Consider the following 16,878-nt stretch of genomic DNA (forward strand, 5'->3'; position numbering starts at 1 on the left):
CTTTAAATCCTTTTGTGTATTAGGCGATAAAAATCTGCCCTAATACATAACCGAGCGCACAAGCGCTCACCACGCCAATTAAGCCGACCGCCATAAATGAATGGTTGAAATACCATTTACCAATTTTGGTGGTGCCGGATGCATCAAAATTCACTGTCGCAATATCTGAAGGATAGTTGGGAATAAAGAAGTACCCATACACGGCCGGCATAATACCGATAAGCAGCGCAGGTTCGAGCCCTAACCCAAGACCCACCGGCAACATCATCCGTGCGGTCGCGGCTTGCGAGTTAACAACCACTGACACGATAAACAAGGCAAGTGCAAAAGACCACGGATATTGAGTGACCATCTCCACAATTCCCGACTTAAATTGCGGCATCGCGTATTGGAAGTAAGTGTCTGACATCCAAGCAATCCCGAAGATAGCAATGGCCGCTACCATCCCAGATTTAAACACCACGCCATTCGGCACATTACGCGGATCCGTTTTGGTCGCCAGTAAGATGATCCCGCCAAAGCAGAGCATCATCATTTGAATAACCACCGACATGCTGATGGCCTTACTCGCCCCAGCTACCGTACGAATTTCTGGCCACATCGCGATAATCACAATGGTAACGATGGCACTGATGAACAGTAACACCGCATTGCGCGCGGAACGGGGTAATACCTCATCTAACGAGGTCGCGGTGGTATTTTCGATACGTTCGCGCCATTCGGGGTCTTGTAAGCGCGCTTGGTAATCCGGATCGTCATCCAGCTCTTTGCCGCGGCGCAAGCTATACAGAGACATCAGCAAGGTACCGAACAAGGTGGCGGGGACAGTCACCAACAAAATCGAGACTAACGTAACGTCATGTTGAATATCGGCAAGCTGTGCAAGGTAATACACCACCGCAGCAGAAATCGGCGAGGCCGTAATCGCGATTTGAGAGGCAACTGACGCCGCCGCCATTGGGCGTTCCGGACGAATACCATTTTTCAGTGCGACATCACCGATAATCGGCATAATGGAATACACCGCGTGACCGGTACCAAGCATAAAGGTCATGGCATAGGTGACAAACGGTGCTATCAAGGTGACGCGTTTTGGATTTTTACGCAATAATCGCTCGGCCACTTGCAGCATATACTTAAGGCCACCTGCCGCTTCCAAGATAGAGGCGCAGGTGACGACCGCAAGAATAATCAGCATCACGGTCACGGGCGGTGACGTTGGCGGCATCTGGAAGATAAACACTTCGATGACCAAGCCAATCCCTGAGACCACGCCCAGCCCAATGCCCCCGTATCGGGAGCCGATGTACAGCATTAGCAGTAAGAACAAGAACTCTAAATACAACATACCCTCACCTCTCTACCCGACTACGCAGGCTGTTTTTGTTATGCGTTTAGCCTAGAACTTGTGTCATGCCTGCCAAGTGGTGCCAATAGCCGTTGCAATCGTGGTTAAGCGGTAGCGGGTTATTGCCTGCTTGGTTAGCACGGAATTTGTCTACCCAGTGCAAGGTGTCAAGCGACAGTGGACTTAACCGCACCACATCCACCAGCCCTTGCATCGACGGTAAATCGTTAATGAGATTCGCGCACTGCCCAGACTGAGTTTGAATGCCATTCAGCACAAAGACCGCTTGCCCTTCTTGTGACTCGGTTAACCGTCCATTGGGGTAGTTGAGGCAGCACAGCTCGCAGTCATCTTTGGCACGGTTTTCTGAGCGCGCGGTAAAACAGCGTGCTGAATAAGCCAGTGGTAAGTAACCATAGCCAGTCACCTCCACCTCAAACTGGTCGCGAATACCCAGTGCATCGCAGCCGTTCAACATATTCACCAACCAATCGCGCGAAAGCTCCACCGGCATCACCCAGCGTGTCATGCCTAAGTCGACAAATTGCTTTAATGTTTGTGGGTTATAGCAGTTGATAGCGGCCCCCACCACAAAGGGCTGCCGACGCTCACTTAAAAACTGCACCGCGCTCACGTCATTCGCTTCAATGCGAATATCATCATTGTCACAGTAGCGTTTTAGCATGCTCAGCTCTGAGGGCGCTTCAATCAGCGCCATGGTCGACAGCACCACTTGTTTACCAGACTCAGCCAACTCACGCGCGAGCCCGATCCAGTCTTTGGTTTTCAGCTCTCGCCGCTTGGCACAGACGGTTTCACCGAGATAAATCACATCAGCTTGGCTGTCTCCTGCCGCTTGATAAAAGGCTTCAACCTCAGCCTTGGGCCAGTAATACAAGATCGGCCCGAGAGAAAATTGCATCATAATTCCTTATTGCCACTTGCGATGGTAAGCACCCAAACTGGTTTGCACCCCTTCAGAAAGACTATCGAGCGAGTGTGCCCAATCCGGTGCAATATCAAACGCATCAGGGTTTGCAACACAGCGATCAATCGCTTGACGCCATACCCGTGCAACTTGCTCCACATACGCAGGACTGCGCTGACGACCTTCGATTTTGACCGATTTGATCCCGGCGCGATAAAGCTCAGGCAGGACACTTAAGGTGTTCAAACTGGTGGGCTCTTCCAGTGCGTGATAGCGGTTGCCGTCAACACAGAAACGACCTTTGCACAGGGTGGGATACCCCGCTTTTTCATCGGCTTGGTACCGATCAATCAAGACGCCATTTAAGCGCGACTCCAGCCCTTGCTCAGTATCTTGCCAGCGCACGAATGCCGCCGGCGAGCAAGCGCCCACGGTATTGGGCGATTGGCCAGTAAGATAAGACGATAAATAGCAGCGCCCTTCGGCCATAATGCACAGGCTGCCGAAGGCGAATACCTCTAAATCGACGTTGGTATCGCGTGCCAGTTGTTTAACCTGATGAAGAGACAGCACCCGCGGCAATACCACCCTTTTAACGCCATATTGCTGCTGATAGAAACGGATTGCACCAGCGTTGGTGGCGGATGCTTGAACAGAAAGGTGTATATCCAAATCGGGATAGGTGTTGGCGGCGTAATCTAAACAGGCCATGTCAGCGAGGATCAGCGCATCAGCGCCATTTCCGGCGGCGCTATCAATCGCATATTGCCAACGGCGCCAACCATCAGGATGAGCAAAGGTGTTAATGGCAACGTGCAAGTCTTTGCCGTGGTCATGTACATACTGACTGGCACGCTGCAATTTGCTGTCGGTAAAGTTCAGCCCCGCAAAATGTCGCGCATTGGTATCATCTTTTAAGCCGACATACACTGCATCGGCGCCATGTTCGATCGCTTTTTTAACCGCCGGAATATTGCCCGCCGGACAAAGGAGCTCCATAACATTGCATTCCATTTTATGATTGTCCGGCTAAGATAAGGGCATTGCCAATGTGGGGGGTTGATGTGCATCAAGCTCACTTATCCATGATGATAAAAATCGCGATAAATGACGCTGTTGGCACAAAAACTCCTCTCATTTTTGACTCGGATCCAATGACGAAGCATTCAATCTCGCTACTCTAGTGGCAATCAACCATTGGCACCAAAGGAAAGCCAAATGCTCGTTAACCCAATCACCCAACAACCCCTTGCCCTGCCACTGCCTCAGCCCAACCTGATTACACCGGGGCTAAAAGCCATCACTCAGTTACCACATGGGCTGCAAGCTCAGATGCTGACCAAAGTCATGAATACCGCTTTTGCGGTGCCTCTGGCAGAGGACGAGTTCGACTTTCTTGCTGGCCGTACCATTCGCATTGGATTGCGCGATCTCAACGCGAATTGGTTCGTGTCGCTGAACGAAGACAACCAATTATTGGTCCGCTTGTCTGGGGAAGAAGACGCCAGTATCGAGGGAGATTGGTTAGCGTTTTTAAAAATGGCGACCCACTATTGCGATCCGGATACGCTGTTTTTCCAGCGCCAACTCAGTATCAGTGGTGATACCGAACTTGGGCTGCATGTGAAAAACCTGCTTGATAGCCTCGAAATCGACACCCTACCCAAGCCGCTGGCACGCTCACTGACGTTAAGCCATCACTACCTCACTAAACTCGCGTTGTAGTGCACGAGCGGCTGGGGTTGCAGACGCCCAGTCGCCTATTATATAGTTCTGTTTCCTTCCTTTAGCGGAGTCTGTGCCAATGAACAACTAACACTCATTACACCGTTTTTATATTCGGTATCTTGGGGTTAGTCGGTATTCATGGTCACTGGGCTTACGTTTTCTCTATTGCCAAACTGTCTCTACGCAGGTTTTCTGTGTAGCACATACCGCCGCCCCTTTGTGTTGCTTTACATAAAGGAGGCCTTATGCCTTACCTTATTACACATGATCTCAGCGTGACGCTGCCCGATGGGCGAGTATTGTTTGAACCTGTCTCTATCACCTTTGATCACGGCCCCATTGGCCTTGTGGGAGATAATGGCACCGGAAAATCACTCCTCCTCGCGCTGTTGGCAGGTCATACGTTGCCATCCGCGCAAGGAATTCATTATTCAGGCCATGTACAACGCGATGGCGATATTGCTTACCTATCACAGCATACTACCGCCCCAAAGACACAAACATTGGCTGAAGTACTTGGCATCAGCGAAAAGCTTCATGCGTTGTCGGCCATAGAGGCTGGAAGCGTCGACCCAACACATTATGAGCAAGTAAATGATGACTGGGATATCGCCGAACGCTATCAGGCAACACTGACCCGGTTAGGTATTGATGCCGCTTTGTCAGCGCCTTTGCATGAGCTTAGCGGTGGCCAATTAACCTTGTTGAGTTTGTATCGCGTTTTTCACTCCCAAGCGCATATCGTATTACTCGATGAACCGAGTAATCATCTAGATCGCGCTGCGCGTCATAAGCTCGTAAGCTGGATCGAAAACTATCCTGGGTTAGTGATCACAGTGAGTCACGACCAACAGTTACTTCGCCATATGCGAGCTATCTATGCTTTAACACCACAAGGTATCGCAAAATACACGGGCAACTATGACGACTTCATTCGCACACAACGGCAAGAACAGGAAGCACTCATCGCGAAACGCACGCACCTGAATCAACAGTATAAACAGGTGTTACGTCAACAGCAGCAAAGCGCTGAAAAGGCACAGAAGCGCGAAGCAAAAGGCAAACAGTTACGTAAGAAATCAAGTCAGGCAAAGTTGGTCCTAGATGGTCAAAAAGAAAGTGCGCAAGACGCTAAGTCTCGAGCGAAAACACAATTTTCTCAGCAACTTAAGCGTTACCAAAAGCAACTCGACGCGTTGGATACGCAGCTTCCGGAAAACAACCCAACGCTGTATATGCATCACTCAGAGCCAATGAAACGGCGACGGCTTATAAAAGCCACCCAGTGTCAGTTACCATTCGGACACACTGAACCGCTTGATTGGTCTGTCTACGCGGGGGAGCATTGGCTACTAACAGGGAGAAACGGTGCAGGAAAATCCACGTTACTGCGGACATTAATGGGTCATCACGCGCCTGTCAGCGGCTCAATCGACGTTGTCGGTGACTGTGTGTATCTAGATCAACACTTCTCACTACTGGATCCCAAACAAACACTGCTATCGTGTTTGCGCCATCATAGCGACTTGTCAGAGTCGGATGCTCGAACCTGCCTTGCTAGCTTGGGGTTACGTAGCGATCGCGTTTATCAAACGATTGATAGTTTAAGCGGTGGCGAAAAGATGAAAGTGGCGATGTTAGCGGTAGCCCACCAGCACGCCCAGCCACTATTACTGTTGGATGAGCCAGACAATCATCTTGACATCTCAGCCAAACACGCACTGGTCGACGCGCTTAATCATTATCAAGGTGCCTATATATTGGTCAGCCATGACGATGCCTTTACTGATGCGCTGCATCTGACCCACCAATGGGAGCTTGGATATCATGCTGCCAGCAGCTTGCCAAGTGATCGATAAAGTGGCGCACGACAGGCTGTTGATAACTACGCGATAAATAGACCGCCCACAGTGCACTGGGCGGTAAGCGATAATCGGTCAGCAAAGGTATTAACTCCCCCTGCTCCACATAGGGATTGGCTAAATCACATGGCACACGGACAATCCCTTTTCCCATTCGCGCCGCATTGACCAAGGTGCCTAAGTCGTTGGCGTGAATCGGCCCACTCACTCTTATCTCTTCTCGGCGACTGTCTTTAATAAACTGCCAATGATCACCGCTGACATGAATCAAGCACGGGTGATCAATGAGATCGCTCGGGTGATTAGGCTGGGACGCGTGGGCTATATATGCTGGTGACGCACACACGATAGAATCGATGGCCATGAGTTTGCGGGCAATTAAATGCTCATCCGGCTGAGGTGTAAAGCGCAGCGCAATATCGACCCGCTCATCTACTAAGGGCGTAAATTGGTCGGAGGCAATCACTTCAATCACGACCTCTGGATGCGCATCGGTAAATTGCGTTACTGGCGCAACAAGGATCCCTTGCGCTAAGCCGATTGGCGCAGCGACTCGAATACGACCGGTTAAGGCACCGTGTAATCGTCCAGTCGTCAACGTTAACGCCGCCGCTTCGTCTAAAATACGCTGGCAATGACCATAGGCTTGCTCACCGGCATACGTTAAGCTGACTTTACGCGTTGTTCGATGCAACAGACGCTGCGCAAGCCATTGCTCGACCTCTTGCACATGCCTTGAAACTTGCAAACGCGTTAGCCCAAGTTGTTCGGCCGCCCGCGTAAAGCTTTTGCAATTGGCCACTTCTACAAAACTACGTATTGCCGTAAGCCTATCCATATTGTCTCTTTAATTGATACAAACTGTATCTATTATGATTGTTTATCCAATAAATGGAAGCTAATAAGCTACATCCATCCAAGCAATCACAGCATGAGGAAGACAATATGAAAATCGCAATTATTGGTGCAACAGGTTGGATCGGTAGCCAAATCGTCGAAGAAGCGCGTCATCGTGGGCATGAGGTTATCGCTCTTGTCCGTCAGCCAGAAAAAGTGACCCGCAACGATGCCGAGGTGCGTCAATTCGACTTGCTGAATAACCATCACTCTGTACAACAGGCCGTTGCTGACGCTGATGCAGTCATTGCCGCCGTGGGCGGGCGCGCTGCAGGCAACCATGAGATGGTGGCAAACAGCGCTAAGCGCTTAATTGACGAATTACCCGCGGCTAACGTCAAACGTTTACTTTGGGTCGGCGGTGCTGGCTCGCTAGAAGTTTCACCGGGAGTCGAGCTGGTCAGCCTGCCCGACTTCCCTGACGCTTATAAAGCAGAAGCGCTCGCTCAAGGCGACGCTTTGAAGGTATTCCGTGAACACGCCCATACCCTAGATTGGACGTTCGTCAGCCCTGCTGCGGAGATTTTCCCGGGCGACAAAATAGGCCGCTATCGCGTTGGCGCGGATACCTTGCTTACCGATGACCATGGTGACAGCAAAATCAGCGTTGCTGACTATGCTATCGCGATGATCGACGAACTGGAAAGTGGCGCCCACCGTCGCCAACGTATCGGTGTGGCTTACTAATCCAAGCTCATTGCCCAGCGTGCTCACCCGCCAACCAAGGTTGCGTGAGTGAGACCGTCTGGGCATCAAAATCAATACAGGCTTGAGCCCCCAAAGGTATGGTTAACATCGGATGCGTATGGCAACTGTCAAAACCATCAACCACAGCGAGCGGCTTCCCATCGAGTATTTCTTCAAGAACGTTATAGGTTGAACGTCCCGTTCCTTTGTCATCAAACAGCTCGTGTTTACCAAGTAACACCGCGCCTACCGTATCAAAGACTCCGGCCAGTTTTAGGTGTGCGAGTGAGCGCTCAACCGTGGCAATATCCAACAAAGAGTCCTCAATCAGCAGAATATCGCCTGTTTCAATCGCTGGCATATAAGGCGTTCTCCAGATCCCATTCAGCGTATTGAGGTTGCCACCGATAATACGCCCATTTACCTGACCTTTACCCATAAATTGCCATGCATTCTCATAGGTCGGTTTTGCCTCTGTCTGTTCGCCCCAATCAATCATGACATCCGTCCATTGGGCAGGCATTTTATAGGTCATCGGCAGCGTTACATTCTCAGTTGTTACGGCTCGAAACGCATCAAAGGTTTCATCAACCAGTGGCGGAAACTCCCCTAAAGACGCCACTAATGCTGGCCCATAAAACGTGATTAATCCCGTTTTGGCATAGATACCGAGCAGTAAAGCAGTGAGGTCCGAATAACCCACGATAATCTTAGGATCATCAGCCAAAGCGGCATAATCGATATAGGGAAGTAAAGCATTGCTGTTCATTCCACCAATCGTCGACATGATGCAGCGCACATTCGGATCACGGATCAGCTGGTTGAGCTCTTCTGCACGCGCCTTGATCGAGCCTGAGCGATAGTGATCCGATTGCCCTGTCAATGCTCCCGTCTTCAGTTCAAAGCCTTGTGCTTTGACATAGTCCATCGCGCGTTCAAATCGTTGGGGCGCAAATACGGTGGCTGGTGATGATGGCGAGAAAAAGCCAATTGTCTCGCCTTTTTTAAGAGATGGTGGCAATAACATATTGTCATCCTTGATATTTTACCTCCCCGCCATTAAATCATCTGGACGAGATAGTCACAATACTCCGCCGATTAATCGCTGGGTGGCGTACTGATAGTCTGACAAATGTGTTCGGCAATTGGCATGGCTGAGGTCGCGGCTGGCGATGGGGCGTTACACACATGGAGACTGCGTGCAGATCGAACGAAGAGGAAATCGCCCACCAGCTCACCGCTATTCAACACCGCTTGGGCACGAATACCGGCTGGATAAGGGTGTAAATCATCCAATTGAATTGACGGGCAATACTTACGAACCTGCTTGAGGTATCCCGGTTTATAATGCGCATTCCACCATTCTTTTATACCGGTGCGCAGATTCGCTGCAGTGACTCGCCAAAATCCGCGAAAACGCAGCATATCAAGCGTATCACGCCAACTAAAATTGTATGTCGCATACCCCTCGCGTTTCCAGCCCTGAACGGCATTTGGGCCTACCGTCAAACCACCATCAACCATCCGCGTGACATGGACGCCCAAGAAAGGCAAATCTGGATCCGGTACTGGATAGATCAAATGCGACACTAACTCACGATGCTTTTCCGCTAGTTGATAATATTCGCCGCGATAGGGGATGATTTGAAACGATGTCGCTAACCCTTGCAGCTTCGCCATGCGATCAGCCATCAAACCGGCACAAACAACTAAAAATTCCGCGTGATAACGGTGCGACTCTCCCTGCGATTGGGTATCAATCACCACACCGTCGTGGTCTTCGTGTAGCTTCGTCACTTGAGTATTTAGCACGAGGTGCCCACCAGCTGCGACAAAGCGTCCGGCCATTTTTTCTGTCACTTGAGCATAATCCACAACACTGGTCGCTTTGACATAGATCGCGCCTAAACCACGCACATTCGGCTCAGCGCTGGCGAGTTGTTGGGCATCCCAACACTCACACTCGATCTCATTAAGCAAACAACGTTGATACAAATCATGCATCCTCGCCAGCTCTGTCTCTGTGGTCGCGACGATTAACTTGCCACACTGCTTATAAGGAATGCCCTCTTGCTCACAAAAAGCTTTGGTGGCAGCAGCGCCACGCTTACAAAAATCCGCTTTCAAACTACCGGGCGGATAATACACGCCAGCATGGATTACGCCGCTATTATGGCCCGTTTGATGTTGGGCCAAAGCAGGCTCTTTTTCTATCAATAGAGTGCGTTTGTTTGGATATCGCTGTTGCAACTGCCAAGCGGTGGCTACGCCGACGATACCGCCCCCAACGACCACAAAATCGTACGCCATTAGCTACTCCTTTCGTCACCCGTTAATCGGTCACGTCCAGAAAATAATACTGGCTAACGTCGCAAATAAAACCAAAAGATTCAAAAAGATGATGAGCGGCATGGTTGCTTTGATGGGTTTGTAGCAATAAGCAAGCGGCTTGGCGGGCACGAGCCTCCTTGAGAGTGTGCGAGATTAACGCCCGCGCGACACCTTGTCGCCGTGAATCCGGCTGCACGTACAAATCGTTAATAATTAAGCCACGGCGCGCCCTCGCCAATGAATACAAAGGCGTTAGGTGGACAAATCCCACCATGGAGGATTGGTAAGAAGCGGTCAATATACACGTGTCTTGCTCGCACAACCGTTGCTCAGTAAACGCCCTTGTTTGGCTGAGCGGAGGACGAATCGCAAGCCAGCGCTGGTACTGGTCAAATAACACCATGAGGGCGTCTAGATCATTTAACTCCGCTTTTGCTATATGCAACATTCTCTCTCTACTACAGCGTTTTGGTTACTTTTCAGTGTAAGCGCCGTCGCGACGTTCTGCTGTCAACACCTCAACAGACGAGCATAAAGAACAAAATGTATACCGTCACACTACGTTGAAATCGTTCACAGTATCTAGGTTAATATGAAAGCCAATTAAAAAAGTTATAGTGCATAAGGTGACATAAATAAGGCGGCTAAACGCCGCCTCAGCCTCTATCGACCCCTGCACGGATATAGGATCGTTTGGGTAGGTCCGTATTGCGTCATGTTCCGATTACGCCATTGAGCGGGTGCGATACCACTTTACTGTAACAGGCGCGAGCTCTTTTAACGCGTTACGCACCATGACGAATGGCACTTTGATGAAATAGAACGACATCAACACCATCATCATGGGATCTGCATAAACCGCATAATCCGACCAAGGTGAATGCGCCACTAACCAAGCACCTAGAAAGCCCAAGGTGACCGCCAGACTTAATAAGGTGTCCATTTGCCACTGGCGCGATTCCGCCTCTACTAACTGGCTTTGCCCTGCTTGGTTTTTACGTGCAATCATCCACCATCCGTAGCCACAGCCCACCACGTTGACAATACCAAATAGCACCGCCAATGACGGATTAACCGCACGTCCGCCTTCGACCAAGGAAGAGACCGCTTCATACAGAGAATAACTCACCAACAACATAATCACAGCGCCTTTAATGGCGACAACAAGCGGAGTAAGCAGCGCACGTGTGATCGGCCGTGCGTAACGCGAGTGGATATACCATGACGCCCCCAGTGACAACAAAGTTAACACTAGACTAATCAACGAGTAGATACCGTCGAACATAATCACTAAAGAGCCAGCAATCCATCCAACGGCAAGGCCGGCGATGGCAAACCCCAATGCGAGAAGGGCCGAAAACACTAATACTGACTTTTCATTGATCACGTTTTGAGGAGACATAAAACACCAAAAGTAGAAAACACGCACATATTCTTGGTGCTACTGCGCCGCTTTACAAACACGAACTTGCTGACATTTTCATCACTCTGTTAGGCGTCAAATAAAAATCATATTATTTCAATTAGTTACAAGAAAAAGTAACTGTCAATATTTCTGACAGTGAGTGTTCTAAACAAATTTTAGTTATGAGATAGCGCTAAATCGCATTTTGCTTGCATATAACTTTTACGCATACTAAATCTAAATTTAGATTCTTTATGGACTAAGAAGATGAGAAAAGGCGTGTTACTCGCGGCAATTAGCTTGCAGCTTTTCCTCGCGATAACCAGCACAGGATGGTGGCAGTTTGGTGCGGCACTCAGTGCGTTTCTGTTGGTCGCGGTATTACGTTTACCTCAGGACACGCCGCATGAGTGAACCTGAGGCAACGATGGAGACTAGGCAGCGAGCAGCAGCCAAGCAAGCGATGTACAGGAGATAATCACCCACAGCGCAACACCAAACAGTAAAGGCTTAGGGCCTGCCGTGCGTAGCTGGGTAAAAGAAATACTGCAGCCGATTAAGAATAAACACACCACTAATACTTGCTTTGAAATGGCGAAAATCACTTCATAGATAGGTTGCGCTTGGACAAAGACATCACTGATACCAATCGCCAGACAATAGAAAACGATAAAGTACGGAATCGTGATTTTTTTAGCGTGGCTGCGAAACATGAGTGCGCTGACAAACGCCACAGGCACAATCCATAATGCGCGCGCAAGTTTGAGGGTGGTCGCGGTCGTTAGTGCTTGCTCACCATAAGCGGACGCCGCGCCCACCACCGATGACGTATCATGAATCGCGATCGCCGCCCAGGTTCCAAACGTGTGCTGATCTAGCCCCAGCGCATGTCCTACCATAGGAAACACAAACAGCGCCAATGAATTCAACACAAACACCGTGCCTAACGCCAGACCAATTTGTTTATCATCCGCGTTGATAGCGGGAGAGACAGCTGCGATTGCACTGCCGCCACAAATCGCAGTACCTGAGGCAATCAGGTGACCGGTCTTTTTATCCAGTCCCATAAGTTTGGCCAGTAATGTGCCAAAAATCAGCGTGCCTGCAATGGTGGCAATAATCAGCCCTATCCCATCGCCTGTCACGGCGAGCGCCTCTTGCAGTGGGATACCAAACCCTAGACCCACAATCGAATAAGCCAGCAATTTTTTGGTGATTTTGGTGAGGGGGATTGCGCTTGGTACCCACCCCAAGGAGGTTAACAAAAAGCCCAGCACCAGAGCGATCGGCGAGCTTACCCAAGGGGTTAAACAGGCTAACACAGCCAATGAAAAAGGAAGATAACGCGTGTATGCGGTCATAATGATGCTCAGTAAAAATCAGTGACGGCATTGTAGCGCTCGGTAGGTGTTCAGAAAATCTTAAACTTTTTAACCTAAGTTAAGTTTTTCTTAACCTATATCGCAACCTATTGAAAAACCACTTATCGAGCCGTGTATTTAGAAATCAAACAAGTAGTTGGTAATGCTATCACTCAGCCATTGGATTCCCGGATGCTCGGCCATGCCCGAGGCGGTGAATAGACAATAGTCTTCTTGGGTCAAACCATAGGTATGTTTGATCACTGCTAAGCGCTGTTCTCGCAAGTATTGCCGGATAAGCGGCTCAGGCAACACGCCCCACGCTTCTTCTTGTAAGATGGTATTGAGCATATATTCAAAGCTCGAAAAGCCAATGTAGCGGCGTGAGAAAGGTTGAAGCTCGGGATTGTCTTTTTCATTGAGATAGACCATTACCGCTTGCATGGCATTACGCAATTGATCATCACTGACTCGACGCAATCGACTCAACGGGTGCTCACTGTTGCACACCGACATCATGCGAATTTTACCCAGCGGTTGATAGTTGATGCGCGGATCGTCAATCCGCTCGTAATCTACTCCAAAGGCAAAATCGACTTGTTGCGTTTCAACCAAATTGGCCAGGTCACCGCTCGACGCTAACACGAGGTTGAAGGACGTCGCGGTAAAGCGCTTGTTTAGCTGGTGCGCCCAGTCCTGCCAAAGTTGATCGGGGATCGCATCATCACGCGCAATCCACACTTCAGCATTAAAGCCCGCATTCGCTTGCTCGCACGTACGACGAATACGTGCCGCCGTGACCGATATGCTCTCGAAATCTTTGTACACAGCTTTGCCGATTTCCGACAGGGTTAGACGGTTACCGGTGCGATAAAACAATTCGGCGTTAAGTGATTGTTCTAGCGCTTTAATCGCCATACTCAATCGTGAACGATTCACATCCAGCTGACGTGCAGCTTCAGACACTGAGCCGGTCTCTGCGACTGCACAAAACGCATCAATTTGGGTTAGATTCATGCCGCCCTCCTCTCGCTATCCTACCGGAGTGCGGCAAAGACACAAAGCGCTATTACCGCTTGTCAGCGCTCTTGGACGCGCGGCGATTACGTATTCAACCCTTTAAACGCGCTGACTTTTTTAGTGAGCTCTTTCATGCGTAAATCAAACCCACTCACCGCCTGTTCACTTTGCTCAAACACTTCTTGAGTGCGGGTACCCTGCTGAGCAAGCTCTTCAATGCTCTGATTAATTTCATTCACCGCGCCGCTTTGCGTATTGGCCCCCTCGGCAATCCGCCCATTATGCTCAAACAATTGCTGCAAATGGCTATCCAAGGTGCGCATATTTTCTACCGCTTGTTGGTGAGTATCGAGACTATGCTGGCTATCCTGACTGACTTGGTTGATTTGCTCGGTCACATTATCCGATGCCGAGCGCAGTTGATTGATAATTTCTTGGATCTCACTGGTCGACTCACCGGTGCGCTGCGACAGCGAGCGCACTTCATCAGCTACCACCGCAAAGCCACGCCCATGTTCGCCCGCTCGCGCTGCCTCAATCGCCGCGTTTAGTGCGAGTAAATTAGTTTGCTCCGAGATGGTGCTAATCACCTCAAGCACGCGAAGAATATTCTCGATATGGTGATTCAACTCATCCAAACTGCTCTGACTCGAAGCCATGTTTTCACCCAGTTGCTCAATGTGCCGCAGGCTGGTATTCATGCCATTTAAAGCCTCTTGAAGCGCCGCATTCCCAGCCTGAGACAGCTCCCCGGCGTGATTGGCCGAATCCGTCACCTCGGTGGTGATTTCGGTGATGTCTTGACTCGCAGCAGAGATCGTTTGTAGCGACTGCTGCTGCACCATACCGGCTTGGTTCACCTCATGAGCCTGCTGCTTGAGGACACCAAATGCAGACTGTGACTCGTCCACGGTCTGGTTTACCGCTTGCAATGCATCTCGAATACGCGCCAGCAAGCCATTGATTTTGTTTGCTAGGCGACCGACTTCCGCTTGATCGTTCACTGCTATCTGGTGACTCAAGTCGAGTCGACTGGCAATTTCATCGACCTCGGCGGAAAGCTTTTTTATCGGCTGCGTCAAACTACTGATCACCCAATGGGTGACAAGGAGTGCAATAGCAATAAACACCAAGGTCACTAATAGAGACTGAATGAATTGATTCAGGATAGGCCCTGTGATTTGAGCTTTAGGGATTTCAACCACCACGAAACGGTCCAAGTCTGCGAGCCAATAAGACCCCAGCAGAAACGCTTCATCACCGATGGTCACTTCGCTGATCACTGGCTTATCCGTCCCCTTGGTTACCGCTTGGCGAAATGCGCTCGCATTATCCGCATTCAGTGCTGAATCTGTCGGTGCGACCTGCACACTGCCGTCGCGCGCGGCAAGCATGGCTCTTCCCTGCTCACCAATGCGAAACCCCTGTACCAGATTCACTAAGCTACTGACATTAAACCCTACTCCCGCTACAACGTACGGCTGACCCGTCGCAGGGTTTTCTGGCACGCTGCGATAGTTAATAAAAATCACATACTGATTGCCATTGGGATCTTTGTTCATGTTCAGCTCATAGGGCTGATTCTTACTCAGAAAATTCGGATAAAAGTCTTTGAACGGATAGGTAGTCATTGAGGCGCTGCGATGCTCGCCATCATAAGTAAAAATATACTTCCCTTGGCTGCTATCGAGCGTTGCAAATGCGTTGTCTGCCCCCAAACGCGTCTTGGCATTCGACAGCGCTTGATGAATTGGCGCGAGATTGGTCAGATCGCCGCCATTATCCACCCAATCAATCAGTCCAGAGTGATGGGCAAGAAAGTTAGAACCGGTGATCGCAGGTTGCAGTTCATTACTAATTTCAAACGCCAGCCCCCTCAGCTGGCTGGGTAATATAATATTTTTGAGATCATCGAGCTGCTTGTTTGCCGACAACATCGCTTGTTGCACCATCGCAATCAAGGTGCTGAGCACTAAGATAGTCGAAAGAACAATATAAATTCGCTTTCTGATTGAAAGAGTTTGCCAACGCATACGCCGTCCTTTTTATTATCATTACTAACCAACATATCAATATTAGTCAGCAAACTAGACAAGCATGACGGGTTAATGACAAACGACATAATATATGGTGCTTTGGTGAGATCACTGAGAAAAAGGAAGGGTATCGTCTAGAAGATCAGCACATTTACCCTACATTTCGATACAAATGTGCCATTATTCAACCCTGTTTATAACAAGGGAATTAGACTGAAAGGTTTCAAAATATGACAGCCGACACTGAAGAAGCGCGAATAAGAAAATGGAACTAAAAAATAGATAGGATAATAAGCATGCTATGGTGCCCCGGGCCGGACTTGAACCGGCACAGCGCGAACGCCGAGGGATTTTAAATCCCTTGTGTCTACCAATTCCACCACCAGGGCAACGCAGTTATGCGTGGTAGCACCATAGTCCGCAGACTGCGCTGCGAACGAGACTGTACTTTAATGAAATTTAACCCGAGGTCAATAGTCCTTTTATTCTTTTTGATTCAGATGGTTGAAAAGCAAACAGAGAAAGACGTTTCATCATCAGCGATCAATAAACACTCATGCATCACAAATGGTTTAACCGTATAAGCCTCATCATCCCTACCGGCATATGTACCATCACCAGTCAGTACCCCAGTAATATCGCTAAAACGTCCACAGCAACTGTAGTTCATCTACAAGCGTATGAATGTTTATAAGACCAAAGTATGTGATTATGATGAGCAGGCTAACGTGATCGTGGAGCGGTGTTTTTTACAAGTTCGCCAGCACCCCTTTCACAAAGGGGGCTTTGTGCTTAACGTAAACATCTTGATCACGCACACCTTGAGCGAGTATGGCGCGCTTTTCGTTTTCGTATTCAGCGCGCACACCAGGGTTATCGAGCAAATACTGTTTGTACGCAATTTGGCGATGATGCTCATCACTATCTTTTTCAATTACGTGGGCGTGCACCAGAAAACGCTCAGCTTGATAGATTACAGAGGCATCTTTACGAGGGCGGTGTTCGGGAAAAGGTTGATCGCTGTGCTGATCTTGAAAGCCGAGGGCATAGAGGTGAGCGACAGCATCGTCACGCTCGCCAGAACGATAGAGAATGGATAAATCAATAATCCCCTTCCCTCCCACTTTGGCAGACGTAGAGCCAAAATGCAGTACCTCAATACGAGGTGTCGAGATGTGGTCAGACAAGGTTTGGGCAACGTCTAAGTAAATAGGACGCCAAGGAGAGAAACTGGCGTCAACTAATTGGTAGGGCTCGAATGTGATCATGTGGCAC

At 49.5% G+C, this 16,878-nt stretch carries 15 protein-coding genes, 1 tRNA gene and 1 pseudogene; 4 read left to right on the top strand and 13 right to left on the bottom strand.

Features of this window, described 5'->3' with window-relative positions; translation table 11 throughout:
- Positions 1-19 precede the first annotated feature (19 nt).
- The 3 genes from E8E00_RS07845 to E8E00_RS07855 are packed head-to-tail and all read right to left on the bottom strand — an operon-like array spanning position 20 to position 3,275.
- Positions 20-1,348: an anaerobic C4-dicarboxylate transporter gene (locus E8E00_RS07845; protein WP_096628009.1), complete on the bottom strand. Its 1,329-nt coding sequence runs from the start codon at positions 1,346-1,348 to the stop codon at positions 20-22.
- 46 nt (positions 1,349-1,394) lie between these two features.
- Positions 1,395-2,270, bottom strand: a complete 876-nt coding sequence (locus E8E00_RS07850; protein WP_096628006.1) for a U32 family peptidase — start codon at positions 2,268-2,270, stop codon at positions 1,395-1,397.
- Positions 2,271-2,279: 9 nt separating this feature from the next.
- Positions 2,280-3,275 (bottom strand): peptidase U32 family protein, encoded by a 996-nt coding sequence (locus E8E00_RS07855; protein ID WP_096628004.1) that lies wholly within the window; start codon positions 3,273-3,275, stop codon positions 2,280-2,282.
- A 219-nt stretch (positions 3,276-3,494) separates the two neighbouring features.
- Between E8E00_RS07855 and E8E00_RS07860 the strand changes: the two genes are divergently transcribed.
- Both E8E00_RS07860 and E8E00_RS07865 read left to right on the top strand, forming a co-directional pair.
- A complete protein-coding gene (locus E8E00_RS07860; RefSeq protein ID WP_069590181.1) occupies positions 3,495-4,001 on the top strand; it encodes an SCP2 domain-containing protein in 507 nt (168 codons plus the stop codon).
- A gap of 248 nt (positions 4,002-4,249) precedes the next feature.
- The gene (locus E8E00_RS07865) at positions 4,250-5,863 is read left to right on the top strand and encodes an ABC-F family ATP-binding cassette domain-containing protein (RefSeq protein WP_096628001.1); all 1,614 of its coding nucleotides are present in this window, start codon (positions 4,250-4,252) and stop codon (positions 5,861-5,863) included.
- On the opposite strand, the gene E8E00_RS07870 is transcribed toward E8E00_RS07865, so the two are convergent.
- A complete protein-coding gene (locus E8E00_RS07870) occupies positions 5,787-6,704 on the bottom strand; it encodes a LysR family transcriptional regulator (RefSeq protein WP_096627998.1) in 918 nt (305 codons plus the stop codon). The genes E8E00_RS07865 and E8E00_RS07870 overlap by 77 nt on opposite strands.
- A gap of 107 nt (positions 6,705-6,811) precedes the next feature.
- Here E8E00_RS07870 and E8E00_RS07875 point away from each other — a divergent pair, with 107 nt between their 5' ends.
- Positions 6,812-7,450: an NAD(P)-dependent oxidoreductase gene (locus E8E00_RS07875; RefSeq protein ID WP_096631355.1), complete on the top strand. Its 639-nt coding sequence runs from the start codon at positions 6,812-6,814 to the stop codon at positions 7,448-7,450.
- A 7-nt stretch (positions 7,451-7,457) separates the two neighbouring features.
- Here the strand turns inward: E8E00_RS07875 and E8E00_RS07880 are convergent, their stop codons facing one another.
- From E8E00_RS07880 to E8E00_RS07895, 4 genes and pseudogenes are all read right to left on the bottom strand, one after another.
- On the bottom strand, positions 7,458-8,477 hold the full coding sequence (locus tag E8E00_RS07880; RefSeq protein WP_096627995.1) for a S66 peptidase family protein: 1,020 nt from the start codon (positions 8,475-8,477) through the stop codon (positions 7,458-7,460).
- A 71-nt stretch (positions 8,478-8,548) separates the two neighbouring features.
- Positions 8,549-9,760, bottom strand: coding sequence for an L-2-hydroxyglutarate oxidase (gene lhgO, locus E8E00_RS07885; RefSeq protein ID WP_096627992.1), 1,212 nt, complete (start codon positions 9,758-9,760; stop codon positions 8,549-8,551).
- Between the two features lie 22 nt (positions 9,761-9,782).
- Entirely contained in the window at positions 9,783-10,229 is a 447-nt protein-coding gene (locus E8E00_RS07890; RefSeq protein WP_096627989.1) for a GNAT family N-acetyltransferase, read from the bottom strand.
- Between the two features lie 321 nt (positions 10,230-10,550).
- Positions 10,551-11,183, bottom strand: a pseudogene (locus E8E00_RS07895) (cation transporter); the annotation flags it as partial.
- Positions 11,184-11,453: 270 nt separating this feature from the next.
- Here E8E00_RS07895 and E8E00_RS17155 point away from each other — a divergent pair.
- Positions 11,454-11,600, top strand: a complete 147-nt coding sequence (locus E8E00_RS17155; protein WP_155522538.1) for a hypothetical protein — start codon at positions 11,454-11,456, stop codon at positions 11,598-11,600.
- Positions 11,601-11,620: 20 nt separating this feature from the next.
- Here E8E00_RS17155 and E8E00_RS07900 read toward each other — a convergent pair whose 3' ends face one another.
- The 5 genes from E8E00_RS07900 to E8E00_RS07920 form a co-directional block, all read right to left on the bottom strand.
- Positions 11,621-12,547 (bottom strand): YeiH family protein, encoded by a 927-nt coding sequence (locus E8E00_RS07900; protein ID WP_096627986.1) that lies wholly within the window; start codon positions 12,545-12,547, stop codon positions 11,621-11,623.
- A 138-nt stretch (positions 12,548-12,685) separates the two neighbouring features.
- Positions 12,686-13,564: a LysR family transcriptional regulator gene (locus tag E8E00_RS07905; protein ID WP_069590163.1), complete on the bottom strand. Its 879-nt coding sequence runs from the start codon at positions 13,562-13,564 to the stop codon at positions 12,686-12,688.
- Between the two features lie 86 nt (positions 13,565-13,650).
- A complete protein-coding gene (locus tag E8E00_RS07910; RefSeq protein ID WP_096627984.1) occupies positions 13,651-15,600 on the bottom strand; it encodes a methyl-accepting chemotaxis protein in 1,950 nt (649 codons plus the stop codon).
- Between the two features lie 305 nt (positions 15,601-15,905).
- Positions 15,906-15,992: transfer RNA gene (locus tag E8E00_RS07915), tRNA-Leu, on the bottom strand.
- Between the two features lie 360 nt (positions 15,993-16,352).
- Positions 16,353-16,871, bottom strand: coding sequence for a GrpB family protein (locus E8E00_RS07920; protein ID WP_096627981.1), 519 nt, complete (start codon positions 16,869-16,871; stop codon positions 16,353-16,355).
- Positions 16,872-16,878 lie beyond the last annotated feature (7 nt).

The organism is Salinivibrio sp. YCSC6, assembly GCF_004916735.1.
GTDB lineage: Bacteria > Pseudomonadota > Gammaproteobacteria > Enterobacterales > Vibrionaceae > Salinivibrio > Salinivibrio proteolyticus.

Excerpts from the sequence above, each read along its gene's own strand:
- E8E00_RS07845 (WP_096628009.1), bottom strand. The coding sequence starts at position 1,348 with ATGTTGTATTTAGAGTTCTTGTTCTTACTGCTAATGCTGTACATCGGC.
- E8E00_RS07850 (WP_096628006.1), bottom strand. The coding sequence starts at position 2,270 with ATGCAATTTTCTCTCGGGCCGATCTTGTATTACTGGCCCAAGGCTGAG.
- E8E00_RS07855 (WP_096628004.1), bottom strand. The coding sequence starts at position 3,275 with ATGGAGCTCCTTTGTCCGGCGGGCAATATTCCGGCGGTTAAAAAAGCG.
- E8E00_RS07860 (WP_069590181.1), top strand. The coding sequence starts at position 3,495 with ATGCTCGTTAACCCAATCACCCAACAACCCCTTGCCCTGCCACTGCCT.
- E8E00_RS07865 (WP_096628001.1), top strand. The coding sequence starts at position 4,250 with ATGCCTTACCTTATTACACATGATCTCAGCGTGACGCTGCCCGATGGG.
- E8E00_RS07870 (WP_096627998.1), bottom strand. The coding sequence starts at position 6,704 with ATGGATAGGCTTACGGCAATACGTAGTTTTGTAGAAGTGGCCAATTGC.
- E8E00_RS07875 (WP_096631355.1), top strand. The coding sequence starts at position 6,812 with ATGAAAATCGCAATTATTGGTGCAACAGGTTGGATCGGTAGCCAAATC.
- E8E00_RS07880 (WP_096627995.1), bottom strand. The coding sequence starts at position 8,477 with ATGTTATTGCCACCATCTCTTAAAAAAGGCGAGACAATTGGCTTTTTC.
- lhgO (WP_096627992.1), bottom strand. The coding sequence starts at position 9,760 with ATGGCGTACGATTTTGTGGTCGTTGGGGGCGGTATCGTCGGCGTAGCC.
- E8E00_RS07890 (WP_096627989.1), bottom strand. The coding sequence starts at position 10,229 with ATGTTGCATATAGCAAAAGCGGAGTTAAATGATCTAGACGCCCTCATG.
- E8E00_RS17155 (WP_155522538.1), top strand. The coding sequence starts at position 11,454 with ATGAGAAAAGGCGTGTTACTCGCGGCAATTAGCTTGCAGCTTTTCCTC.
- E8E00_RS07900 (WP_096627986.1), bottom strand. The coding sequence starts at position 12,547 with ATGACCGCATACACGCGTTATCTTCCTTTTTCATTGGCTGTGTTAGCC.
- E8E00_RS07905 (WP_069590163.1), bottom strand. The coding sequence starts at position 13,564 with ATGAATCTAACCCAAATTGATGCGTTTTGTGCAGTCGCAGAGACCGGC.
- E8E00_RS07910 (WP_096627984.1), bottom strand. The coding sequence starts at position 15,600 with ATGCGTTGGCAAACTCTTTCAATCAGAAAGCGAATTTATATTGTTCTT.
- E8E00_RS07920 (WP_096627981.1), bottom strand. The coding sequence starts at position 16,871 with ATGATCACATTCGAGCCCTACCAATTAGTTGACGCCAGTTTCTCTCCT.